The 24,903-nt window shown below is 56.0% G+C and carries 21 protein-coding genes, 1 tRNA gene and 1 pseudogene; 3 read left to right on the top strand and 20 right to left on the bottom strand.

The window, feature by feature from the left end; translation table 11 throughout:
* Positions 1-82: 82 nt before the first annotated feature.
* A complete protein-coding gene (rlmB, locus tag ACIGCM_RS08220) occupies positions 83-832 on the bottom strand; it encodes a 23S rRNA (guanosine(2251)-2'-O)-methyltransferase RlmB (RefSeq protein WP_397501550.1) in 750 nt (249 codons plus the stop codon).
* Positions 829-3,441: a ribonuclease R gene (gene rnr, locus ACIGCM_RS08215; protein ID WP_397501549.1), complete on the bottom strand. Its 2,613-nt coding sequence runs from the start codon at positions 3,439-3,441 to the stop codon at positions 829-831. The genes rlmB and rnr overlap by 4 nt, the downstream gene beginning before the upstream one ends.
* A 206-nt stretch (positions 3,442-3,647) precedes the next feature.
* Here rnr and ACIGCM_RS08210 point away from each other — a divergent pair.
* A tRNA-Leu gene (locus ACIGCM_RS08210) sits at positions 3,648-3,734 on the top strand.
* 111 nt (positions 3,735-3,845) lie between these two features.
* On the opposite strand, the gene ACIGCM_RS08205 is transcribed toward ACIGCM_RS08210, so the two are convergent.
* The 14 genes and pseudogenes from ACIGCM_RS08205 to ACIGCM_RS08140 form a co-directional block, all read right to left on the bottom strand.
* Complete coding sequence (locus ACIGCM_RS08205) at positions 3,846-4,730, bottom strand: methyl-accepting chemotaxis protein (protein WP_397501976.1); 885 nt, start codon at positions 4,728-4,730, stop codon at positions 3,846-3,848.
* Positions 4,704-4,964: pseudogene (locus ACIGCM_RS08200) on the bottom strand (HAMP domain-containing protein); the annotation flags it as partial. The gene ACIGCM_RS08205 and the pseudogene ACIGCM_RS08200, both read right to left, overlap by 27 nt.
* Before the next feature lie 999 nt (positions 4,965-5,963).
* A complete protein-coding gene (locus ACIGCM_RS08195; RefSeq protein WP_397501548.1) occupies positions 5,964-7,259 on the bottom strand; it encodes an adenylosuccinate synthase in 1,296 nt (431 codons plus the stop codon).
* Positions 7,260-7,314: 55 nt separating this feature from the next.
* Positions 7,315-8,502, bottom strand: a complete 1,188-nt coding sequence (locus tag ACIGCM_RS08190; RefSeq protein ID WP_397501547.1) for an ATP phosphoribosyltransferase regulatory subunit — start codon at positions 8,500-8,502, stop codon at positions 7,315-7,317.
* A 37-nt stretch (positions 8,503-8,539) separates the two neighbouring features.
* A complete protein-coding gene (locus ACIGCM_RS08185) occupies positions 8,540-8,725 on the bottom strand; it encodes a DUF2065 domain-containing protein (RefSeq protein WP_397501546.1) in 186 nt (61 codons plus the stop codon).
* Between the two features lie 106 nt (positions 8,726-8,831).
* Positions 8,832-9,704: a protease modulator HflC gene (hflC, locus tag ACIGCM_RS08180; protein WP_397501545.1), complete on the bottom strand. Its 873-nt coding sequence runs from the start codon at positions 9,702-9,704 to the stop codon at positions 8,832-8,834.
* Complete coding sequence (gene hflK, locus ACIGCM_RS08175) at positions 9,704-10,876, bottom strand: FtsH protease activity modulator HflK (protein ID WP_397501544.1); 1,173 nt, start codon at positions 10,874-10,876, stop codon at positions 9,704-9,706. The genes hflC and hflK overlap by 1 nt, the downstream gene beginning before the upstream one ends.
* A 96-nt stretch (positions 10,877-10,972) precedes the next feature.
* A complete protein-coding gene (gene hflX, locus ACIGCM_RS08170) occupies positions 10,973-12,274 on the bottom strand; it encodes a ribosome rescue GTPase HflX (protein ID WP_397501543.1) in 1,302 nt (433 codons plus the stop codon).
* A gap of 15 nt (positions 12,275-12,289) precedes the next feature.
* A complete protein-coding gene (gene hfq / locus ACIGCM_RS08165) occupies positions 12,290-12,550 on the bottom strand; it encodes an RNA chaperone Hfq (RefSeq protein ID WP_010488369.1) in 261 nt (86 codons plus the stop codon).
* A gap of 98 nt (positions 12,551-12,648) precedes the next feature.
* The gene (gene miaA / locus ACIGCM_RS08160) at positions 12,649-13,623 is read right to left on the bottom strand and encodes a tRNA (adenosine(37)-N6)-dimethylallyltransferase MiaA (RefSeq protein ID WP_397501542.1); all 975 of its coding nucleotides are present in this window, start codon (positions 13,621-13,623) and stop codon (positions 12,649-12,651) included.
* A gap of 33 nt (positions 13,624-13,656) precedes the next feature.
* Positions 13,657-15,528, bottom strand: coding sequence for a DNA mismatch repair endonuclease MutL (gene mutL, locus ACIGCM_RS08155; RefSeq protein ID WP_397501541.1), 1,872 nt, complete (start codon positions 15,526-15,528; stop codon positions 13,657-13,659).
* Positions 15,525-16,955 (bottom strand): N-acetylmuramoyl-L-alanine amidase, encoded by a 1,431-nt coding sequence (locus ACIGCM_RS08150; protein WP_397501975.1) that lies wholly within the window; start codon positions 16,953-16,955, stop codon positions 15,525-15,527. The genes mutL and ACIGCM_RS08150 overlap by 4 nt, the downstream gene beginning before the upstream one ends.
* An 8-nt stretch (positions 16,956-16,963) precedes the next feature.
* Positions 16,964-17,431 carry a tRNA (adenosine(37)-N6)-threonylcarbamoyltransferase complex ATPase subunit type 1 TsaE gene (gene tsaE / locus ACIGCM_RS08145; protein ID WP_397501540.1) on the bottom strand — a complete coding sequence of 156 codons (468 nt, stop codon included), beginning with the start codon at positions 17,429-17,431 and terminating at the stop codon, positions 16,964-16,966.
* Complete coding sequence (locus ACIGCM_RS08140; protein ID WP_397501539.1) at positions 17,424-18,917, bottom strand: NAD(P)H-hydrate dehydratase; 1,494 nt, start codon at positions 18,915-18,917, stop codon at positions 17,424-17,426. The genes tsaE and ACIGCM_RS08140 overlap by 8 nt, the downstream gene beginning before the upstream one ends.
* A 60-nt stretch (positions 18,918-18,977) precedes the next feature.
* On the opposite strand from ACIGCM_RS08140, the gene queG reads away from it, so the two are divergent.
* Positions 18,978-20,057, top strand: a complete 1,080-nt coding sequence (gene queG, locus ACIGCM_RS08135) for a tRNA epoxyqueuosine(34) reductase QueG (protein ID WP_397501538.1) — start codon at positions 18,978-18,980, stop codon at positions 20,055-20,057.
* Here queG and orn read toward each other — a convergent pair.
* Both orn and ACIGCM_RS08125 read right to left on the bottom strand, forming a co-directional pair.
* On the bottom strand, positions 20,047-20,589 hold the full coding sequence (gene orn / locus ACIGCM_RS08130) for an oligoribonuclease (RefSeq protein ID WP_397501537.1): 543 nt from the start codon (positions 20,587-20,589) through the stop codon (positions 20,047-20,049). The genes queG and orn overlap by 11 nt on opposite strands.
* A 48-nt stretch (positions 20,590-20,637) precedes the next feature.
* A complete protein-coding gene (locus ACIGCM_RS08125; protein ID WP_397501536.1) occupies positions 20,638-21,429 on the bottom strand; it encodes a class I SAM-dependent methyltransferase in 792 nt (263 codons plus the stop codon).
* A gap of 185 nt (positions 21,430-21,614) precedes the next feature.
* Between ACIGCM_RS08125 and rsgA the strand changes: the two genes are divergently transcribed.
* Positions 21,615-22,646 carry a small ribosomal subunit biogenesis GTPase RsgA gene (rsgA, locus tag ACIGCM_RS08120; protein ID WP_397501535.1) on the top strand — a complete coding sequence of 344 codons (1,032 nt, stop codon included), beginning with the start codon at positions 21,615-21,617 and terminating at the stop codon, positions 22,644-22,646.
* Between the two features lie 268 nt (positions 22,647-22,914).
* On the opposite strand, the gene motB is transcribed toward rsgA, so the two are convergent.
* The gene (gene motB / locus ACIGCM_RS08115; protein WP_397501534.1) at positions 22,915-23,952 is read right to left on the bottom strand and encodes a flagellar motor protein MotB; all 1,038 of its coding nucleotides are present in this window, start codon (positions 23,950-23,952) and stop codon (positions 22,915-22,917) included.
* A 10-nt stretch (positions 23,953-23,962) separates the two neighbouring features.
* A complete protein-coding gene (gene motA, locus ACIGCM_RS08110; RefSeq protein WP_397501533.1) occupies positions 23,963-24,814 on the bottom strand; it encodes a flagellar motor stator protein MotA in 852 nt (283 codons plus the stop codon).
* Positions 24,815-24,903 lie beyond the last annotated feature (89 nt).

The following is a 24,903-nucleotide window of genomic DNA, read 5'->3' as shown; positions in this document are numbered from 1 at the left end:
AGCCTGCCACTGACCACCGGGCAATGCCCGACAGCCAGCCGCAAAACCGTAAAGCGCTGGGTTCAGCAGCGCTCAGGTCATCTTACTTTTTGACGGTACGACGCTGGCGCATGGCTTCAAACAGGCAAACACCTGTAGCCACCGAGACGTTGAGGCTGCTAACGCTGCCCGCCATTGGCAACTTGACTAGGTAATCACAGTGCTCACGGGTCAGGCGACGCATACCGCGACCTTCCGCTCCCATGATCAAGATGGTTGGCCCAGTCAGGTCTTGGTCATAAATCTCTTGCTCGGCCTCTCCCGCCGTACCAACGACCCATAACCCACGTTGCTGGAGTTTCTCCAGGCTGCGCGCCAAGTTAGTTACCGCCACCAAGGGAATCACTTCAGCCGCGCCGCAAGCGACTTTACGCACGGTTGCATTGAGGGTGGCTGATTTATCTTTCGGAATCAGCACCGCCAGCGCGCCTGCCGCATCGGCAGTGCGCAAGCACGCACCGAGGTTATGCGGGTCGGTCACGCCATCAAGCACCAGAATCAGCGGCGCACCTTCGGTACGGTCGAGCAGCTCATCGAGCATGGCCTCGCCCCACACCTGGCTCGGACTAACATCTGCCACGACACCCTGATGCACGCCCTCAACCCAAGCATCCATCTCACGGCGCTCGCACTGACCTACGGCCACGCGCGCTTCGCTTGCGAGGGCAATCAAGGTTTGCACACGCGGATCACTGCGCCCTTCTGCCAACCACACCTGCTTCACCCGCTTCGGGTGATGACGCAACAATGCCTCTACAGCATGAACACCGTAGATTTTTTCCAACTGACTCATGGTTTCGCCTTACGTTTACGCGGTGCACTGCTGGTCGTCCCGCCAGATTTTGGCGGGCCCTTACGGTGTTTTGACGGTGCGGCTGACTTACCATCTGCCTTGGCTCCGGACTTTGCACCACCCGATTTAGCGCCACCCGTTTTCGGCTTGGCCTTTGAGCCAGCCAGCAACGCGCGCTTAACATCGCGGCTTTTTTGCACATCGGCGCTAGGTGCATCCTTGCTTACAGATTTGCTCGGACGCTCAGCCTTGCCAGCGCGCTCTGTACTGCTGCTGCGCTCGCCCTTGGCTGATCGCTCATTACGTCCACGACCGGTATCGCCACGCTTGCGACCGACAGCCGCATCAGCAGCGCCTTGAGCCATCTCGAAGTCAATTTTGCGCTCGTCCAGATCGACCCGCATCACCTTCACTTCAACGCTATCACCCAAGCGGAAGTTACGGCCGCTGCGCTCCCCGGCTAAACGGTGGTGAACCGGGTCGAAGTGGTAATAGTCCGCGGGCAGCGCGGTGACATGCACCAAGCCTTCAACGTAGATATCACTCAACTCGACGAACAGGCCAAAACCAGTCACGGCAGTGATCACACCCGGAAAGGTCTCGCCAACACGGTCTTTCATGAACTCGCACTTGAGCCAATTAACCACATCTCGCGTGGCCTCATCGGCACGACGCTCAGACATCGAGCACTGCTCGCCAAGCTCTTCAAGCATCGCTTCGTCGTACGGATAAATACGCGCTTTTGGCATGCTCGTGGCACCGGCACGCTGAACATGCGGCGTATCCAGCTTGGAACGAATCACACTGCGGATCGCCCGATGGATCAACAGATCTGGGTAGCGACGAATCGGCGAGGTGAAATGCGCATAGGCATCGTAATTAAGACCGAAGTGGCCGTGATTATCAGCGCTGTACACCGCCTGGCTCAGGGAACGCAGCATCACGGTCTGAATCAGGTGGTAATCCGGACGATCCTTGATGGTTTCAAGCAGAGCTTGATAATCCTTCGGCGATGGACCGTCTTTAGCTTTACCACGGTGCAGGCTCAAGCCCAACTCACCGAGGAAGGCTTTGAGCTTTTCCAAACGCTCAGGCGGCGGACCATCGTGCACGCGATACAAAGCAGGGATTTCATGCTTTTGCATAAAAGCTGCGGTGGCGACGTTGGCGGCCAGCATGCATTCTTCGATCAACTTGTGCGCATCGTTGCGCTGGGTTGGACGAATTTCAGCAATCTTACGCCCAGCACCGAAGATGATCCGGGTTTCCTGGGTTTCGAAATCAATCGCCCCACGCTCATGGCGAGCGTCCAGCAGCACGTGATAAAGCGAATAAAGCTGCTTGAGATGCGGCAGTACTTCTTTGTATTCACCACAGAGCGCTTTGCCATCGGCCGTTTTCGGCTGCTCCAGCATGGTGCTGACCTTGTTGTAAGTCAGACGCGCATGGGAGTGAATCACGGCTTCGTAGAACTGATAGTCGGTCATCTTGCCGGTTTTCGAGATAGTCATCTCGCACACCATGGCCAAACGGTCGACATGGGGGTTCAACGAACACAGGCCGTTTGACAACTCCTCCGGCAGCATCGGGATAACCCGCTCCGGGAAATACACGGAGTTACCACGCACCTGGGCTTCCGCATCGAGCGCGGAACCGACTTTGACGTAATGGGAAACGTCAGCGATGGCCACATAGAGTTTCCAGCCACCGCCAAACAGACGCCAGTTACCGCCGCCTTTCTCGCAATACACTGCATCATCGAAGTCGCGTGCATCTTCACCGTCGATGGTGACGAACGGCAGGTGACGTAAATCGACCCGCTTTTCTTTGTCTTTTTCTTCAACTTCCGGCTTGAGCTTGCGGGCTTCTTTAACCACAGCATCCGGCCATACATGGGGAATGTCATAGCTGCGCAGTGCAACGTCGATCTCCATGCCCGGCGCCATGTAGTTGCCGACAACCTCAACCACATCACCTTGCGGCTGGAAGCGCTGAGTTGGCCAGTGGGTGATTTTCACCTCAACAAACTGACCCTGCTTAGCGCCCGCATTGCGGCCCTGGGTAACCAGAACCTCTTGCTGGATTTTCGGATTATCTGGAATCACGAAGCCAATGCCGCTTTCTTCGTAATAACGACCGACGATGGATTCATGGCCGCGGGAGATCACTTCAACCACAGCACCTTCACGGCGTCCACGGCGATCAAGGCCGGCAACCCGCGCCAAGGCGCGGTCGCCATCAAAGACCAAGCGCATCTGCGCAGGACTGAGAAACAGGTCGTCGCTGCCGTCATCCGGGATCAGGAAACCAAAGCCATCACGGTGACCGCTGATGCGGCCCAAGACCAAATCAAGCTTATCAACGGGTGCGTAAGTACCACGTCGCGTGTAAATAAGCTGACCGTCGCGCTCCATTGCGCGCAGTCGACGGCGCAGCGCTTCTATCTGCTCGTCAGTGGTTAACCCGAACTCTTCCAGCAGCTGTTCGCGGTTTGCTGGGGAGCCACGCTCATCGAGATGCTTGAGAATAAGCTCACGACTTGGAATGGGGTTTTCATATTTTTCCGCTTCACGAGCGGCCTCGGGATCGAGGGATTGCCAATCGGCCATTAGAGAGGATTCACCTTTTCTATATAAATTCGGTTTGTCATGTGCCTATTGAAGCGCGAAACAGGTGTCCGGGTCAGCCCAGAGCACATAATAAAATTTTTTAACGACGGGGGTTTACAAGTAAAATACCGATCCGTATTATGCGCGCCACAACGACGGCAAACGTTGTTGTAGTTGATCGTAAAAGAGCAATCTTTGCAATCAATGCCCAGGTGGTGAAATTGGTAGACACGCCAGCTTCAGGTGCTGGTGACCTTACGGTCGTGGAAGTTCGAGTCTTCTCCTGGGCACCAAATTCAAAAAACCGAGCCAAAGGCTCGGTTTTTTTATGCCTGTTATTTAGCTTAGCAGCTGATTGACATAAACCGCCAAGAGCCCTTGGCGGTCCTTATATCTAGCGGCTTCTAGACCCTGAACTGCCCCAGACTGGCCTTGAGTTGAGTTGCCAAGCCATCGAGTACACGACCACTCTTGGCGGTTGCAGCGACCGCTTCAGCGGCATGCCCCGCCTCTGAGTGAATGACCTCAACTCGCCCACGCACAGCATTCGCCCCCTGAGCCTGATGAGCCGCCGCACTGGCCGCCGCATTGATCGCTCCGTGAACTTCTTCAACGGCAATTTGCACCGAACTCTGCACCCGCTCACTTTCATTGAGCGCTGCCAAACCTTGCGCCGCCTGTCGGCTGGCCTGATCAATGGCACTCACCGCCTCTCGAGCCCCCAGCTGCAGCGCGCCAATATGCGCCTGGATATCACCTGTGGACTGCTGGGTTTTACTGGCCAGCGCTCGGACCTCATCGGCCACCACGGCAAAACCGCGACCACTCTCTCCGGCGCGGGCCGCTTCAATCGCCGCATTGAGCGCCAACAGATTGGTCTGCTCGGCGATACCATGAATGACCGTCAGCACCACTTCGATCTGCTCACTTTGACGGGCCAGACGCTGAATTACTCCTGCGCCGGTGTCCACACTGCTGACCAACTCAGCAATCGATGCGCCCACGCGCTTGGCGATTGCCGCATTGTCCTGAGTGGCCTGACGAATCGACCCTACGCGTTGCAAGGCCTCCTGCATCGAATGACTTTCTGCCTGGGCCTCGTCCGCCATCTGTGCCAGCGCCTGCAAGCTGCCAGCCACCTCATCACGCTGTCTGGCTGCGGAAACCTCGGCCGCCGCACTGCGCGCAGCCAAACCTTCGATCTCTACACCGGTGCGCACGGCAATATCACCAGCCTCGCGAACGATAGGCTGCAACCTACCCACAAAGCGATTGACCACCGCAGCCATATCACCGATCTCATCACGGCTGCTCATGTGCACCCGCCGGGTTAAATCACCCTCGCCAGCCGCCCAATCATCCATGACCGCGATCAAGGTATGCAGCTTGCTTACCACACGACGCCCCAACACCAGCGCCAGCACTATCAAAATCACCAAACCGACTAACGCCAGACCAATACTGATATTCCAACGCAGGCTTTGAGCTGCTGACTCGATAGCCTGCCGGCTATTTTCAGTCATGGCTTGAGCGGTTTGCTGGGCACCTTTGAGCCGCCCAGCCAAGGCAGCAGCACTGTCACTGGCTGCCGCACTCAAACCGTCCGAAACCAGCTGACCACTGCTGCCAATTAGTGCAGTGAAACGCTGGTCGAACTGAGACACAACCTTTTCAACATCAACGGTTGAGATGCCCAGAATAACTTTGCCGATCTCAGAACCCATTGGATTAATAGATGATTCAGCTATGTACACCCCAGAATCACTGGCCGCAGCGTTGAGCAACTTATCCAACGTGCCGCGACCCTGCCCCTTGCTGATCAAGGCTTTCACACGCTCGTCAGTACGGTTAACGTGCCGCGTCAGCCGCTCGCCACTGGCATCCAGGTACACGGCAAAGAGCACATTGGGATTGCGATGAGCCATGCGCACCAACTCGGTCAACGCTGGTACGTCGTTATCCCAAATAGCTTTGGGTGCAACTGCAGCCAGCAACTGGGCAAGGTCATCAGCAGACTGCTTGAGGTTGCTCTCCAGCACGCCGCGCAACTGCACCTGCTCTGCACTCAAGCGCTCCTTTAATCCAGCGTTCAGGCTGGCCTGAGTCCTACTGGAAAGCCCCTCAAGACCGCCCCGAACCTCGGCGCTGGCCGCCTCAAGATCCGCCGACAGTTGCTGGGTATCATTACCCAAACGCGCCGACAGATCCTCAACCAGCGTGCTGACCGTTGTGCGCGTGAGCACCACCGCCACCAGCACCTGCACCAACAACGCCAGACCCAGGGCAATAAATACCGGGCGCAGCAAACGACTACGCAACAACGAAGCAATGGCGAACACGGGGCAACTCCTCAACGACCGTACTTCTATAACGGCGACTTCAGGGATTTATTGAGGCCCAGCAAGGTTTATGCCCAAAGATTTTTCGTCTGTACGCAAATTAGCCAACAGCCGCCGAAATCACCCCAGCTCAGAATGCAAAAAGGGCCGCACGAGGCGACCCTTTTAACCACCGGCAATGACTTAGCCGAATGGATGACGCAGCACGATGGTCTCGTTACGGTCAGGACCGGTCGAGATGATATCGATAGGTGCGCCCACCAGCTCTTCAACCCGCTTGATGTAATTGCGAGCGTTCGCTGGCAGCTCTTCAAGGGTCTTAGCGCCCAAGGTGGATTCACTCCAACCCGGCACTTCTTCGTACACAGGCTGCAGGCCGATGTAGCTGTCCGCATCAGTCGGCGCATCAACCAAAACGTCACCGTTCTGATCTTTGTAACCCACGCAGATGCTGATGGTTTCAAGGCCATCGAGCACGTCCAGCTTAGTCAGGCACAGACCCGAGATGCTGTTGATTTCGATAGCGCGACGCAGGATAACCGCGTCAAACCAACCACAACGACGAGCACGGCCAGTGGTGGCACCGAACTCATGGCCACGCTTGGCGAGGAACGCACCGGTTTCATCGAACAGCTCGGTTGGGAACGGACCCGAACCCACACGCGTGGTGTAAGCCTTGGTGATACCCAGAATGTAGTCGAGGTACATCGGACCAAAACCAGAACCAGTGGCAATGCCGCCCGCCGTGGTGTTGGAACTGGTCACGTAAGGATAAGTACCGTGGTCGATATCCAGCAGCGAGCCTTGAGCACCTTCAAACATGATGTCTTTGGCATCACGGCGCATCTCGTGCAGAATCGCAGTTACGTCAGCCATCATCGGCTTGAGCAGCTCTGCGTACTCCATGCACTCGTCCAAGGTCTTCTGGAAATCGATCGCAGGTTCTTTGTAGAAGTTCTGCAACACGAAGTTGTGGTAATCAAGCAGCTCGCCCAACTTGGCAGCAAAGCGTTCACGGTGGAACAGATCACCGATACGCAGGCCACGACGGGCAACTTTATCTTCGTAAGCCGGGCCAATACCGCGACCGGTGGTACCGATCTTGGCATCGCCACGGGCTTTTTCACGGGCCTGATCCAAGGCCACGTGATAAGACAAAATCAGCGGGCAAGAAGGACTGATACGCAGACGCTCGCGCACCGGCACACCCTTCTCTTCAAGCTTGATGATTTCACGCATCAAGGCATCAGGCGCAACCACAACGCCGTTGCCGATCAAGCACTGTACGCCATCGCGCAGCACGCCTGACGGGATCAGGTGCAAAACGGTTTTCTCGCCGTTGATTACCAAGGTGTGGCCAGCGTTATGACCGCCCTGATAACGAACTACGGCAGCAGCCTGCTCGGTCAACAGGTCGACGATCTTACCCTTGCCCTCATCGCCCCACTGGGTGCCCAGGACTACGACATTCTTACCCATAACACTTGTCCTCATTCGCGCAAGCTAGATGTCGGCGATAACCGACGGAAACATATCAGGACGCCAAGGGCGTCACTTGCCAACGACCATCACGCAACTGCAACTGACGGTCACAGCCAGCCTCATGCGCATCAGCCAAATTCTGCTCTGGCAGAGCCTGTACAACGCGCGCACCTTCGCCGCGCAACTTCTGTACTGCTTGCCACAGGTAAACATCGTGGTGATCAGGCGCCCAAATACCCGCTGGCGCATCAGGCAATTGCATATTGCCCAAGCTCACCAAGGTTTTTAAGTCTGTCGAGAACCCGGTTGCCGGACGCGCGCGACCAAAGTCTGCGCCGATATCGTCGTAACGACCACCCTGAGCAATCGACTGACCGACACCCGGCACGAACGCAGCAAATACCACACCCGTGTGATAGTGATAGCCGCGCAACTCGCCAAGATCAAAGTACAACGGTAATTCCGGGTAACGCAGGCTCAGCTCATCGGCAATTGCCACCAGATCATCCAGCGCCGCATGCACATCATCCGGCGCTTCGACCAGGCAAGCCTGAGCCAGATCAAGTACATCGCGACCACCACAGAGCTCGGCCAAAGCACGCAGCATCTTGCGCAACTCGGCTGGCAGGGCTTCAGTCAGCTCAGCAATTTCATCAATCGCCTTACGCTGCAGGGCATCGAACAGCTGCTGCTCAACCACACCAGACAGGCCTGCCGCACGCGCCAAGCCGCGATAGATACCGACATGACCAAGGTCCATATGCACATCAGGCACCACAGCCAGCTCAAGGGTATTGACCAGCAAGCTGATGACTTCAACGTCACTCGCCGGACTGGCATCGCCATACAACTCGGCACCCAACTGAATCGGGCTACGCGAGGTGGTCAGCGCTCGTGGTTGCGCGTGCAGCACGCTGCCCGCATAGCACAAACGACTTGGCCCTTCGCGACGCAAGGTATGTGCGTCAATACGAGCAACCTGCGGCGTGATATCCGCACGGAAACCCATTTGCCGACCCGACAAGGGATCGATCACTTTGAACGTACGCAGATCGAGGTCCTGACCCGCGCCAGTCAGCAGCGACTCAAGGTATTCGATATGCGGCGTTACTACGAATTCATAACCCCAGCACTGAAATAGATCCAGCACCTGCCGGCGCGCCACTTCAATGCGCGCAGCCTCTGGAGGCAATACTTCTTCAATGCCATCTGGCAGCAGCCAGCGGTCTACCGTCGCCATTTCGCCATTCCCCTCTTGATCCGGGCGGCACAAGCCATCAGTGAAGCCAATAAAGAAGTGCTGTGCCCAGCAACATGCTGGTCAGCCCCATAAGACGCAGTCCGCGATCTGACAACTGAATTAGCTGCTCGACCGTGCCGCGCCAACGACGCGGATAGAGGAAGGGCAGGATGCCTTCCAGCACCAACACCAAACACACTGCAATGCCTAATTCCTGCCACATGATTCCCACAGACGCAAAAAAGCCGGGATTTTCCCGGCTGCCGCATCATACCACGTTTTCTTAAACGGTCACCCCGACGGACGACATGCGTCCGTCGGGTTAACAGTTATGGCTGCTTGGATTTCTCCAGATAGCGGAAGAACTCGCTACTTGGATCCAGCACCAACACGTCACGCTTGTCCGCAAAACTCTCGCGGTAAGCCTTCAGGCTACGGTAGAAGGAGTAGAACTCCTGATCCTGACCATAGGCCTTGGCGTAGATGGCTGCAGCTTTAGCGTCACCCTCACCGCGCAGCTCTTCAGCTTGACGATAGGCTTCGGCCAACAATACACGGCGCTGACGATCGGCATCCGCGCGGATACCTTCTGCCAACTCCTTACCCTTGGCGCGGTGCTCGCGCGCTTCACGCTCACGCTCCGAGCCCATACGATCGAACACGCTACGGTTTACTTCTTTAGGCAAATCAATGCCCTTAACCCGTACGTCCACAACCTCGATACCCAGCTCGTTCTGCGCCGCCTTGTTCAGCGATGCAGTCACGTCAGCCATCAAGGCATCCCGCTCACCCGACACCGACTCATGCAGCGTGCGCTTACCGAATTGGTCACGCAGCGAAGCTTCCAGTCGACGTGCCAGTCGCTCATCAGCGGTCTGCTTAACACCCGAAGTTGCTGTGTAGTACTTCTCGGCATCACGCACACGCCACTTGGCATAGGCATCAACCATCAGCGCTTTCTTTTCCAGCGTCAGGAAACGCGAGCTGCTGGCGTCCAACGTCATCAAGCGACCATCAAACAGGCGTACTTTGTTGACGTATGGGATCTTCACATGCAGACCCGGCTTAACATCCGGATTAACGATACGACCAAACTGCAGCAATACCGCACGCTCGGTTTGCGCCACGATGTAGAAGCTGTTCCAGGCAACAATTGCCAGAACCACCGCAACGATCAAGGCAACCAGTGATTTACTACTCATCAGCGGCTCTCCCTTGAACGCAGATCAACCGGTTGTGTCGTGCTCGATGAACGCACATCTGGATCACTTGCCGAAGCACTGCCAGATATTGCACTTGAGCCACTGCCCTTACGGCCATCGATCATTTTATCCAGCGGCAGGTAAAGCAGGTTGTTCTGCCCCTTGTCGCCAGTGACCAGAACCTTACTGGTATTGCTCATCAGCTCTTGCATGGTGTCGAGGTACAGACGCTCACGGGTAATTTCCGGCGCCTTGCGATACTCGCCAACCAGTGCAGTGAAGCGATCAGCCTCACCCTGAGCGCGAGAAACCACTTCATCGCGGTAACCCATCGCATCTTCAACCAGACGCTGAGCCTGACCACGCGCCTCTGGAACCACACCATTGGCGTAGGTTTCAGCTTTGTTCTTCTCACGCTGTTCGTCTTCACGGGCACGAATCACGTCATCGAAGGCTTCCTGAACTTCACGTGGCGCAGCAGCGCTTTGCAAGTTCACCTGAGTCACCACGATACCGGTCTTGTAAGTGTCCATGAAACGCTGCAAGCGCTCCTTAACCTCACTGGCCATCAGCTCACGACCCTCGGTCAGAACCTGGTCCATTTCGGTCGAGCCAACGACGTGACGCACCGCACTGTCAGTTGCTTGCTGCAAGCTGGTTTCTGGCGAGTCAACGTTAAGTACAAAATCTTGCAGATTGCTGATTTTGTACTGCACGGTCAGCGGCACTTCGATGATGTTTTCGTCTTCGGTCAACATCTGGCCCTGCTTGCTGTATGCACGCTCGCGGGTGACGTTTTCCTGAAACTTACGATCAATCGGCGGGAAATAGATATTCAGGCCCGGCCCAACGGTCTCGTAATATTTACCGAAACGCAGAACAACAGCTTGCTCCTGCTCATCGACAACATAGATCGCGCTGTACAGCCAAAAGGCCACAATGACCAGGAAGCCAACCAAGAGCATGCCGTAGCCACCCTTGCTGCTGCCACCATTGTCACCGTCACCACTGCCACGTTTTTTACCGCCACCGAATAACCCGTTAAGGCTTTCCTGTAGCTTGCGGAAGGCCTCGTCGAGATCGGGAGGCCCTTTGCGGTCGCCACCGTTGTTACGGCGTCCACCCCATGGATCCTGATTATTCGAGTTGCCACCCGGCTCATTCCAAGCCATAGCGCTCTCCATCTGATAAAGCAAAGACGCGCCCGCGGCGCGCCAGCCAATGCTACCGAATGCCCAGCCCCAGCGGCACAACCGCTGACACAGGCTTTATTGCAAAGTGTGTTGCTCGATAAACTCTAACGGCTGCAGACCGGCGCGACTCACCAACCGATTCAGCTCCACACGCGGCAAACGTACTGCCAACAAACTACTGCCATCTTCGCTGTGACCCTCGCTTTGCACGGCACCTAACTCAAAAAATTGAGCACGTAACCGGCCAAGCTTTTGCGGCAACTGTAATGTGCCGACAAACAGGTCATCACTCAAGAGTTCCGCAATTGCCTGCTTAAGTAAAGGTAGACCACGTCCATCCCGCGCCGACAACCATACACGTTGTGGCTTGCCATCGGCATTACGCTGAATTTGTGGCTCCACACCTTCAAGCAAATCAAGCTTGTTGTAGACCTCAAGAATCGGCAGCTCATTGGCACCGATCTCAGTCAACACCTCCAACACCTGTTCGATCTGCGCCATGCGCTCTGGCTCATGAGCATCGATCACATGGAGCAGCAAGTCGGAGTTACTCGACTCTTCAAGGGTCGCACGAAATGCCTCAACCAATTTGTGCGGCAAGTGGCGAATAAAGCCCACAGTATCTGCCAGCACAATAGGCCCGAAGTCGTTTATTTCAAGGCGGCGCAAGGTTGGATCAAGGGTGGCGAAGAGTTGATCGGCCGCATAGACCTCAGACTCGGTCACGGCGTTAAACAGGGTCGATTTACCGGCGTTGGTGTAACCCACCAATGACACCGAAGGAATGTCCGCGCGCTGACGGCCACGACGCGCCTGCTCTCGCTGGCTGCGCACCTTATCGAGCTTCTGCTTGATTTGACGAATCCGCACCCGCAGCAAACGGCGATCCGTTTCGAGCTGGGTTTCACCCGGGCCACGCAGACCGATACCACCCTTTTGACGCTCAAGGTGAGTCCAGCCGCGAACGAGTCGTGTACTCATGTGATCAAGCTGAGCAAGTTCGACCTGCAACTTACCCTCGTGAGTACGCGCGCGCTGGGCAAAAATATCGAGAATCAGACCGGTACGGTCCAACACCCGACACTCAAATGCACGCTCAAGGTTACGTTCCTGACTGGGCGTCAGAACGTGATTGAAGATAACCAGATCAGCCTCTACGGCCTTGACCTGATCTCGCAATTCCTCAACCTTTCCGCTACCAATAAGGTATTTCGCAGTCAGCCGATTACTCGGCACGCTGAGAAAGGCCACCGTGTCAGCACCCGCTGAAATAGCGAGTTCCTGAAACTCTTGCGGATCTTCACTCGCCTCGGAGTTCTGGCCATCCAAATGAACCAGGATGGCCCGCTCACCACCTTCATGGCGTTCGAAGAACAATACAGCCCCCTAAAATCAGGCGTTACCTGGCTCGGACTCGGCCTGCTCCGTTTCGCTAGCGGTTGGCAGACGAACCGGACGGCTCGGCACTACGGTGGAAATTGCATGTTTGTAGACCATCTGGCTGACAGTGTTCTTCAGCAAAATCACAAACTGGTCGAAAGATTCGATTTGTCCCTGCAACTTAATCCCGTTAACCAGGTAAATAGATACCGGGACGCGTTCCTTACGCAGGGTATTTAAGTAAGGGTCTTGTAGCGAATGCCCTTTTGACATGTGCCGCACTCCTTTAAGGATCAATTTCAATAATTTAAGAATCAATAAACAACTTAGCGCCGCCTCCCCCTCAAGGATAGACGGCTAACGGCATGGTCTCATTTCAATATGGAGGCCGATGCAAAGTATTTCAAGGCACGTGACGCATTGTCGCAAGCTAAGCTGTCTAGCCAGTGCACATCAGACCAACTGCGCAGCCATGTAAACTGCCGTTTAGCCAACTGGCGAGTCGCAATAATCCCCAGTTCCTGCATCTTCGATCGACTTACACCGCCGTCAAGGTATTCCCACACTTGGCGGTAACCTACTGCACGTATAGACGGTAAACCTGGATGCAAGTCACTTCTTTGACGCAGAAGTTCGACCTCTTCGATAAAGCCTTGTTCAAGCATTATCTGAAAACGCCGTGAAATTCGTTCGTGAAGCACGCTTCGATCAGCCGGCGCAATGGCCATGCAAGCAACATTATAGGGTAAATGCCCAGCGGTCGCCGGGTTAACCTCAACATTTTGTTGCGCTTGGCGCTGACGATGCTCCGTCATGGTCAAACCGCTGACCTTATACACCTCAAGCGCACGGGTTAGACGTTGCGGATCATTGGGGTGAATACGTGCAGCTGACTCTGGATCAACCACCGCCAACTCATCATGCAGCGCCCCCCAACCCTCAACAGCAGCCCGCGCTTCAAGCGTTGCACGTACCTGTGCATCGGCACCGGGCATATCCGCCAAACCTTCTTGCAATGCCTTGTAGTAAAGCATGGTGCCGCCGACCAACAGTGGGATCCGGCCTCTGGCCGTGATTTCAGCCATTTCAGCCAGCGCATCAGCACGAAATTCCGCAGCCGAATAGCTTTGCGCCGGGTCGCGAATATCAATCAAGCGATGGGGAAACTCAGACAAAGTGGCTTTGTCAGGTTTGGCGGTGCCGATGTCCATACCGGTATAAATCAACGCCGAGTCGACGCTAATCAAATCACACGGCAGCGCCCGCGCAAGCTCCAAGGCCAAATCGGTCTTACCGGCAGCCGTTGGCCCCATCAGGAATATTGCTGGCGGCAGGCGCTCAGGCATTGCTTAAATCTCTCGGCAAGGTTGCGCGGCCAATTAGCGTCCGCGCAGGAATAATTTGTCCAGGTCATCCATACCAAGCTGCGTCCACGTCGGGCGACCATGGTTGCATTGGCCGCTGCGCTCAGTGTGTTCCATATCACGCAGCAAAGCATTCATCTCAGGCAGCGTAAGGCGCCGGTTAGCGCGCACCGAGCCATGGCATGCCATGGTACCGAGCAACTCATTGATGTGCGCCTGGACGCGGTCACTGGTGCCATATTCAAGCAGATCAGTTAGCACATCCTGAACCAACCGCGTGGCTTCAGCCTGTTTGAGCAACGCCGGAATTTGACGGATCGCCAAGGTTTCAGGGCCCAAGCGTTGCAACTCGAAACCCAGAGTCTGGAACAATGCCGCGTGCTCCTCAGCGCTGTCCGCCTCTCGCTGGCTGACTGCAATAGACTCCGGCACCAGCAGTGGCTGACCCCGCAAGCCTTCGCTGGCCATAGCGACCTTGAGTCGCTCATAGGTGATGCGCTCATGGGCCGCATGCATATCGACCAGCACCATGCCCTGAACGTTTTCGGCGAGAATATAGATGCCTTTAAGCTGTGCAATGGCATAGCCCAAGGGCGGCACATCGCCCTGCTCTTGCGGCAAGCCAACGGGCGCAGACGCTTGCGGCATCGGCGTGAAATACTCGCGATAAGCTGCTTGAGCCTCAGCGGCAGGCAACGCTGCCCCGCCCCCTTGAAACCCAGCTCCAGGCGAACGCCATACCGACTCAGCTTGCGGGCGTTCAAGCACATTGGCAGCCAGCCCCATCTCGCCTTGCGGGCCAAACTCACCAGCAGCCTGGCCGGTCGGCCGCACCATGGTCGTCACGGACGCAGGTGCTGCGAGTTGATCTTCAGGGCGCACATCACCCAAGGCGCGATGCAAGGTACCGTAAAGGAAGTCATGGACCATGCGCCCATCACGGAAACGCACTTCGTGTTTGGTCGGGTGCACGTTGACATCGACCACACCCGGATCAATCTCTAGAAACAACACGAAGGTCGGGTGGCGACCATTAAACAGTACATCGCGATACGCCTGACGCACGGCATGGGCGACCAACTTGTCTCGCACCATGCGCCCGTTGACGTAGAAATACTGCAGGTCAGCCTGACTGCGCGAGAAGGTTGGCAAGCCCACCCAACCCCACAGACGCAAACCATTGCGCTCGATCTCAATCGGCAACGCCTGCTCAAGAAAACCGTTACTACAGACTGACGAAACTCGCCGAGCACGACTGGCTTCATCATTTGCTTCATGCAGCGAAAGAATGGTTTTACCGTTGTGCCGCAGTTGAAAGCCGACATCAAAACGGGCCAACGCCAAGCGCTTGATGACTTCTTGCAGGTGATCGAATTCAGTTTTTTCAGCACGCAAGAACTTGCGGCGCGCCGGTGTATTGAAGAATAAATCGCGCACTTCAACGGAAGTGCCAACCGGATGCGCAGCAGGTTGGACCCGCGGCTGCATATCGCGCCCCTCAGTCTCGACTTGCCAGGCCTGCTCTGCGCCTGCAGTACGCGAAGTCAAAGTCAGCCGCGACACGGAACTGATTGAGGCAAGCGCCTCGCCCCGGAAGCCCATGCTTATAACGTGCTCAAGGTCTTCAAGTTCACGGATTTTACTGGTGGCGTGACGGGCCAGGGCCAAGGGCAGGTCGTCAGCAGAAATACCGCCCCCATCGTCGCGCACCCGCAGCAGCTTGACGCCACCTTGTTCAACATCGACTTCGATGCGTTTTGCACCGGAGTCCAGGCTGTTTTCCAACAACTCTTTAATAACCGAAGCGGGGCGCTCAACAACTTCACCGGCAGCAATCTGGTTAGCCAGCCGCGGGCTAAGCAGCTGGATTCTTGCAGCATCCATCATGGTTGTGCAGCCAATGAAGTGGCAGGAATTTTCAAGACTTGGCCAATTTTGACCACGTTAGAACTCATAGAATTGGCGCTTTTGATCGAAGCCATGCTCACCTGATACCGCGCTGCAATCAGCGCCAGGCTATCGCCCGAGCTGACTCGGTGCTCACGTGGCCCCTGAGCAATCTTGCCGGAATCACGCATCCAGGCAACGTAGGTACCGGGCGGTGGATTCTGCTCAAAGAACTGCTTAACCCCAGTCATAATCGAACGCGCCAAGGAGCGCTGGTGACTGGCAGTAACCAACTTACTGGCCTCATTGTTGTTGGAAATAAAGCCTGTCTCGACCAGAATTGACGGAATATCCGGCGACTTCAACACCATAAACCCGGCCTGCTCAACGCGGCGCTTGTGCAGCGGCGTCACCTGACCAATATTACTCAAGACTTTCTGGCCGACGTTCAAACTCGAAGACAATGAAGCTGTCATCGACAAGTCGAGCAACACCCCAGCCAGCATACGGTCCTTATCGTCGAGGCTGACGTTGCCAGCCCCCCCGATCAAGTCCGACTGGTTTTCCGAATCAGCCAGCCAACGGGCAGTTTCAGAAGTGGCACCGCGGTCTGACAAGGCATACACCGAAGCCCCAAATGCAGCGCGTGAAGGCGCAGCATCGGCATGGATCGAAACGAACAGATCAGCGCCCTTCTTGCGAGCGATCTCGGTGCGCTTACGCAATGGAATAAAGTAGTCCCCCGTGCGCACCAACTCGCCACGGTAGCCCTTCTCAGCATTGACTTGACGTTGCAGTTCTTTGGCGATGGCCAAGGTAACGTTTTTCTCGACACGCCCTTTAACCGAAGACAACGCGCCCGGATCCTCACCGCCGTGACCCGCATCAATAGCGATCACGATCTCACGCTTACCGCTTGGCACCGGAGTCAGTTTAGGTGGCGACTGGGTCGGGGTAATAGGCACAGGTGCCGAAGGTGAAACTGTAGTAGGTGGCAAGTTAGGCGTGCTATCGGCACCTTTGTCGTAGAGATCGACAACGAGGCGATTGCCATACTGCTGATTGGGTGCCAAGGTAAAGCTCTTCGGAGTGACCGCCTCTTTAAGGTCAATCACCACGCGCAAGTCATTAGCCGTACGCTGCGCAGAGCGCACGTCGGTAATGGGGGTATTGCTCAAGGACAACTTATCCAGCGAGGTCGCCAACTTAGCACCGGTGATATCGATCACGATGCGGTCAGGCGCTGCCAGCGTGAATACGCTGTGTGTCACCGGGCCAGACAAGTCAAAGACCAAACGGGTATTGTCCGGCGCCCGCCATAGGCGAACACTGCGCACATCAGAGGCAGCAAATACCTCGGAGGCCAAAGCCGCCAGCACGACCCCAACTAAAACTAAACGCGCGCTTATGCGCATACCCGACCCCATTATTGTGTTCATCTCCCGATGGCCAAATCGGCACACCAGGCAGTACCGCGCGAGCTATGCGCTTGAAAACGCAGCATTCGCCCTGTTCCCTGCACGCTAATGGTAATGTCCATATCGGCCTTTGGCAAAACGCCTGTGCCCTGCTCTGGCCACTCGACCAAACACAGCGCGTCCCCTTCGAAGTAATCGCGAATACCCAAAAACTCCAGTTCTTCAGGATCTACCAAGCGGTATAGGTCGAAATGATAGACCCGAATGTCGCCTAACTCGTAGGGCTCAACCAGGGTGAAGGTGGGACTTTTAACCGCACCGACATGACCAAACCCACGGATTATCCCCCGCGAAAACGTGGTTTTACCTGCCCCGAGGTTGCCGTGCAGGTAGATAACCCCAGTACCTCCCGTGATACCGGCAATACGCCCACCCAGCTCAACCATCGCCTGCTCATCAGCGGCGTATAGCTCTAACTCAGACAACTGATTGCTCCTGTAATAACTGACGAATGGCATTACACAAATCACTGGCCGCTAAACCTACGCCCTTAGCCGCTAATCGCTCACCGGCCAGAGCATGCAACCATACGGCCAAACTCGCTGCATCAAAGGATGACAGTCCTTGCGCTATCAGCGCACCAATGAGACCAGCCAGAACATCCCCCAGTCCAGCACCAGCCATCACCGGATGACCTCGATCACATAGGCGTAATTGCCCGCCTGGGTCAGCAATCAAACTGCCAGCGCCTTTCAACACGCAAACTGCATTAAACCGCTTGGCCAGCTCTAAGGCTGCTGCGGGCCGGTCAGACTGTACTTGCGCACTACTCAAGCCCAATAAACGTGCAGCCTCGCCAGGGTGAGGCGTGATTACACAATTTGCTGGCACTGAGACACAATCCTTGGCCAACAGGTTCAGCGCATCGGCATCCCAGACCTGCGGCATCCAGCTAATGGCTGCAACCGATAACAAGCTACGCCCCCAAGCACCCTGGCCTAAACCGGGGCCAACCACTAACACCGATGCATTTTTTGCCAGTGCTAGCAGTTGATTAGCCGACGCCACTGACGCGGCCATCACCTCGGGTATGCGCGCCTGCGCCGCATTCACATGTTCAGCGCGGGTGGCCACAGAAACCAGGCCAGCACCACTTCGTAGTGCAGTTTGCGCGGCCAGCAACGCCGCGCCAGCAAAGCCCAAATCACCACCCACTACCAGCACATGCCCCAGTTGACCTTTATGTACAGTCGGCTGACGCGCAGGCAACTGCGCCACATTCCCCCCAACAAGGCGCTGCCCTATCGCAGCCTGCCCTGCGACAATCGCGGGGCTCGCGTGCAGATCATCGAACTGTATCTGCCCAACGTACTCAGGCGCTTGCCCAGTGAATAAACCTATCTTCAAACCGATCACCGTGAAGGTGATATCGGCCCGCACTGCACAGCCAAGCACTTGCCCGGTATCGGCACTCAAGCCAGAAGGTATATCCACCGCCAGCACGGGCAAACCACTGCCATTAAGCCGTGCAATAACAGCCGCATAGGGCGCACGCACCTCCCCCTTTAGGCCGGTGCCGAGCAATGCATCGACGACCACACCACAGAGCACCGCGTGCTCAGACCAAGGCTCAATCAGCACGCCAGCCTCCTGAGCCTGCTTAAACGCCAGCAGCGCATCGCCTGCCAATGCGCCCGTCTCACCCACCGCAAGCACTTTCACCTGCCAGCCAGCCCGCTGGGCCAATTCGGCGATTAAATAGCCATCGCCGGCATTATTACCGCGCCCAGCCAGCACCGTCAGCTCGCCAACATCACTCCAACGCCTGCGCAATGCACGCCACATGGCCCGTGCAGCCAGCCCCATAAGCTCGAAACCAGGCGTGCCCGCTACAATTAAACTGGCATCAAGCTGGCGCACTTGAGCTGCGCTATAAAGGGCTGAAGGAAAATTGTCTGCAGAATCCGGCATGCGAGTACTCCGTTGTCTGGCAGAATTATACGCACCTCATCTATTGGTTTGCCGCTGAACATGTCTATAGATACGCTTGATCTCAACCAACTCGCACAGTCAATCAAAGACTGGGGCCGGGAATTGGGTTTTCAGCAGGTCGGTATCAGCGGGCTAGACCTAGGCGAGCATGAAGCGCACTTGCAGCGCTGGCTGGACCAAGGCTACCAAGGTGAGATGGAGTACATGGCGGCGCACGGCAGCAAGCGCTCGCACCCCGAACAACTGGTTCCCGGTACGTTGCGCGTGATTTCGCTGCGCATGGATTACCTGCCGGGCGACACGCAAATGGTTAAACGCCTTGCTCAGCCCGAGAAGGCCTATATTTCCCGTTATGCCTTGGGCCGCGACTACCACAAGCTGATCCGCAAGCGCTTGCAGCACTTGGCCGAGCGTATCCAGCAGGCCATCGGCCCTTTCGGGTTTCGCGCCTTTGTCGATAGCGCGCCGGTACTGGAAAAGGCCATCGCCGAACAATCAGGTCTCGGCTGGATCGGCAAAAACACCTTGGTGCTCAACCGTAAAGCGGGTAGTTATTTCTTTTTGGGCGAGCTGTTTGTTGATATCGACCTGCCAGTCGATGCCCCGCACGCCAGTGAGCACTGCGGACGCTGCACGGCATGCATGGATATTTGCCCGACTCAGGCGTTTGTTGGGCCCTATGTGCTCGATGCCAGACGCTGCATTTCCTACCTGACGATCGAGCTCAAAGGCGCGATCCCTGAAGAGTTGCGTGCCCCAATCGGAAATCGGGTATTTGGTTGCGATGACTGCCAGATGGTCTGCCCCTGGAACCGCTTCGCCAGCCCCACGGAGCAATCCGACTTCAAACCGCGCCACCAACTCGACAATGCCGAGTTGGCGGAGCTGTTTTGCTGGAGCGAAGAAGAGTTTCTCAGCCGCACCGAAGGCTCGCCACTGCGCCGAGCCGGCTACGAGCGCTGGTTACGTAACCTGGCCGTTGGCCTTGGCAATGCACCTTCAAGCATTCCGGTAATCGAAGCGCTCAAGGCGCGCCGCGATTACCCATCTGAGTTAGTGCGCGAACATGTTGAATGGGCGCTCAAGCGTCATAACGAATCAGTCACTATCAAACCTTGAGAAAGTGCTCGCGGTAATACTGCAACTCGGCGATGGACTCGCGAATATCATCTAAAGCCTGATGCGTGCCTTTTTTGACGAAGCCTTCCTTGATTTGCGGTGCCCAACGGTCCGCCAGAATTTTAAGTGTCGAAACGTCCAGATAGCGATAGTGGAAATATTCCTCCAGGGTTGCCATATAGCGATACAGAAAACGACGGTCCTGGCCAATGCTATTGCCGCAAATCGGTGATTTACCTTTAGGCACCCACTGTTCGAGGAAGGCGATGGTTTGGGCTTCGGCTTCAGCCGAACTGATTTTACTGTCACGCACCCGCTGAGTCAGGCCACTTTCGCCGTGGGTACGGGTATTCCACTCGTCCATGCCTGCCAGCGCCTCATCACTCTGATGCACAGCAATCACAGGGCCTTCGGCCAGAATATTAAGCTCACTGTCGGTGACAATGGTGGCCATCTCGATAATCACATCATGTTCTGGGTCGAGACCGGTCATTTCCAGGTCGATCCAAATCAAGTTATTTGCGTTTTGCATAGTTCGCTCCTCTAAGGCCTAGCCAGTGTCGCCAGTTTAGCGAATAAATTAGCTGGGGATACGCCAAAGCAACAGACTCGAGTCGCGCCAGTCATTCAGCTTCAATTGCTGGTCTGCTGGCACATCCGGCACGCCGAAGGTATTGCTCACCAACAAGGTGCCGGGTTGCATTTCTTTACATGCTTTCTGCCAAAGATCGGCCATGGGCGCGGGCGACAAAAAGCAGTACACCAGATTAAATTCAGCCAAATCAGTGCGCCAAAGGCTCTGGTAGCGAATGCGGCAATTGCGCTGCGTAAGCGACCGCATCCAGGCCAGCAAAAAGGATAACGGCGCGGTTTCAACGCCCACGAACTGCCCTTGGGGAAATTGTCGCGCCAGCGCCAGCAAGGGCCCGCCCGGGCCGCAGCCCAAGTCGACAAAGCGCAACACAGTGGGCTGCTGCGCGACGATTTCAGCCAGCAACTGAGTGCCCTGCGCACCGGTCAGGTATAACGGCACCCGCTCTGTGAAGCTATTCCAATTGAGTAACAGCAGTAACACAAAGGCCAGCAGAAACACCCAGGACGGCAACGGCGCACCACCAAAGGCCAACAGAGCAGGCACAAAGGCCAGATTGAGCCACCACCACCATCGCGACAACCCCAACCAACGGCCAATACTCGCAGCCATCAGCCCTTGCAGTAATCCTGCGGTCAACCAGCCAAAACGCCAACCCGCTACGGCGTTGGCCAGCAACACAATTGCTGCGAGCATGGCGGTTGCCAACAACTGCGCAAGCAGCGCCACCAAAGCAGGATAGCGTTGAGCTAGTCTGCGCAGTCTTTCAACCACCCTCATCAATATGCCCGCCCTTACAGCACCTTAATTTGGCACCGTCATGATTGTCCTATCCGATTTTGTCGGCTGATCCACCCCGACGTCTAGCCAGAGCAACTGCCTTTAGCCTTGCGCGTGCTAGAATTGCCTGCGAAATAAACGGCTGTAGCTTTGCCACCCTTATGTAACACACCTTCGGAACCTTCATGGCCAAACGCCAACTCAATCGCCGGCAAAACTGGCGCATCGAAAAAATTCAGGGCGAGCGTGCTGCCCGCGCTGCCAAGCGCGAATCACAAGCACTGCAAACACTGGAAGGCGGTGACCTTGGCCCAGAACAAACAGGCCTGGTGATCGCCCACTTCGGCGTTCAAGTCGAGGTCGAAGCGCTCGAAGGGGAAATGGCCGGCCAAGTCTTCCGCTGCCACCTGCGCGCCAACTTACCGACCATGGTCACCGGTGATCGCGTGGTCTGGCGCCCTGGCAATCAAGGTATCGGGGTTATTGTCGCGCAGTTGCCGCGCAGCACCGAGCTATGCCGCCCAGACACCCGGGGGCAGCTAAAACCGGTTGCGGCAAACGTTGACCTCATCGTTATCGTCTTCGCGCCGCTGCCCGAACCGCATGCCAATTTGATCGACCGCTACCTGGTCGCCGCTGAGCACGCAGGTATTCGGCCACTGCTGCTGCTCAACAAGGCCGACCTGATTGACGAGCAAAACGGCGTCGCCTTAAACGCCATGCTCGCGGTCTATCGTCAACTCGGCTACCCGCTGCTTGAAGTGTCGGCCCATCACGGTGACGGCATGGAGCAACTGATGGAGCAGCTTGATGGCCATGTCAGCGTCTTCGTCGGCCAGTCTGGTGTCGGTAAGTCGTCGCTGGTTAATAGCTTGCTGCCCGAGGTTGATACCCGCGTAGGCCCGCTGTCTGAGTTAACCGGCAAGGGCACTCACACCACCACGACAGCGCGCTTGTTCCACTTCCCGGGCGGTGGCGAACTGATCGACTCCCCCGGCATTCGCGAGTTTGGTTTGGTGCATGTCAGCCGTGACGACGTAGAAGCCGGGTTCATTGAGTTCCATGAACTGCTCGGTCACTGCCGTTTTCGCGACTGTAAACACGACCGAGAGCCTGGCTGCGCACTGCTCAAGGCGCTTGAGGAGGGGCGTATCCAACCACAACGCATGGCCAGTTACCGGCACATTCTCACTACCCTGCCTGAAGATAACTACTAAGCACAGCAGGGCGGCCAACGTGAAGTTTGCTCACTACGGCCTGCAAACCCAAATATTCACGAGCGTAATGGTGGGTGGGAAAAGCGCCACTCACCCTACCGAAATCGCCTTTGCAGGGTGACCAAGGCGAAGCTTGGCCACCCTGGCCCAAACACCATAATGAGCAAAGGTGAGTCAATCACGCGGACACTTGCAGCCGCCGACGGTGGATGAAATAACAGCATCCACCCACCCAATCTTCTGGCCACCTAGGTAATGAATAGCGGCCTCAAGGCTCCGGATTATCGAGCTTAAGCGCGCCGTCTTCAAAGATGTTCAAGCGCTGCTTGATCTCGTCCGAGGGCAAAATATCCTGCGGCGCAACGCCTACGGCCCCAGCGTCAGGTTTACCTGAAGCATCATCAGTGGCCGGCGCATCTCCCGCGCCTTGAGCACCATCAATAGCGCGCTGGGCTTTTTTCGTCAGCACCACGATATCGATACGCCGGTTAACCGGATTCAACGGATCCTCGCGGTCAAACAACGCGGAGGATGCGTAACCTACAACCCGCGCCACTTTGTCCGAGTCATAACCGCCCTCTACCAGAACCCGGCGCGCAGCGTTGGCACGGTTGGCTGATAACTCCCAGTTACCGAAACCACCACTGCCGGCAAAGGGTTTGGCATCAGTATGGCCGCTGACACTGATTTTGTTCGGCACCGCGTTGATGGTGTCAGTAAGCGCCAGCAGGATATCTTCAAAGTACGGCTGTAAGCGTGCGCTGCCGATGGCGAACATGGGCCTATTTTCAGCATCCATGATTTGGATACGTAAACCATCCTGGGTAATTTCGAAGAGAATCTGATCCTTGAAGTTACGCAACTGAGGGTCTTCGTTGACCTTGTTCTGCAATTCCTGGAGCAGCAACTCCAAGCGTTCGCGCTCCATTTGCTCAGCAATGCTTTCAGCTTTTTGCGGGTCAATCGGCCCGGCATCGGAAGACGTATCAGGCTGTACATCCGTGGCGCTCTGCGGCGCATCGGGCTGTGCTTCCGGGTTCAAGGTGCGATCAGGTGAGGGCGTCGGCGAGCCGCCTAAATCAATCACATAGGGGCTGGCACTTTCGGTAAAACCAATAGGGTCCTGAAAATATCCGGAAATCAGTTTCTTCTGCTCGGGCGTGGCCGATGACATCAGCCACATCACCATGAAGAACGCCATCATCGCGATCGCGAAGTCGGCAAAGGCAATTTTCCACGCGCCGCCATGGCCGCCACCCGCGACTTTCTTGACGCGCTTTACGATAATGGGCTGATTGTTCTCCATGATTCAGCCTTTAGTTCCCACGCATAGCCTGTTCAAGCTCGCTAAAGCTTGGACGGTGCGCCGGGTACAACACTTTACGCGCGAACTCAACGGCCAGAGAAGGCGGCATGCCGGACGCTGATGCGACCAAACCGGCCTTGATCGCCTCATAGACATTGACCTCTTCTTTAGCGTCATGCTCCAAGGAGCTGGCCAGTGGACCAAAGAAACCATAGGAAGCCAGGATACCCATAAAGGTACCGGCCAGTGCAGTACCGACCTTCTCACCAATCTCAGCGTTGTCCGCCTCGGCCAATACCGACATGGTAATCACGATACCCAGCACCGCAGCGACAATACCCATGGCAGGCAGACCATCGGCGATTTTGGCAACAGCGTGGCTCGGGTGCTCAAGCTCTTCCTTGAGGCTGGCGATTTCCATATCGAACAAGCCTTCAAGCTCATGGGGTGCCATATTGCCGGAGGACATGATGCGCAGGTAATCGCAGATAAAAGAGGTCATCCGCTCATCTTTGAGGATCGCGGGGTATTTACTGAAAATAGGGCTCGCCGCCGGGTCTTCGACATCGGCTTCAATGGCCATCATGCCTTCACGTCGGCTTTTGTTAAGAATTTCGTAGATCAGTTGCAGCACATCCAGATAGTAGGAGTGTTTAAAACGCGAACTGAACATCTTCAGCGACTTCTTAAACACATGCATGAAGGTGCTACCCGGGTTTGCCTGAAGGAATGCCCCCAATGCCGCCCCCCCGATGATCAGCACCTCAAATGGGTGGACCAATGCCATTACGTGGCCGCCAGACAGAATGAATCCACCCAAAACACTGGCGAACACCACTATGATGCCGATGATTTTTGCCATAATTTAAGAACTTACACGCCTGAAATAATGAATAATTGAATCAATCCTTCTCTATATCGGAAGGTTTGGGCGAGACTATAGTCAGTTAA

Source organism: Pseudomonas sp. NPDC078700 (genome assembly GCF_044542375.1).
Classification (GTDB): domain Bacteria; phylum Pseudomonadota; class Gammaproteobacteria; order Pseudomonadales; family Pseudomonadaceae; genus Aquipseudomonas.
The sequence above is the reverse complement of the archived record's forward strand: the minus strand, read 5'-3'. Positions and strand labels throughout refer to the sequence as shown.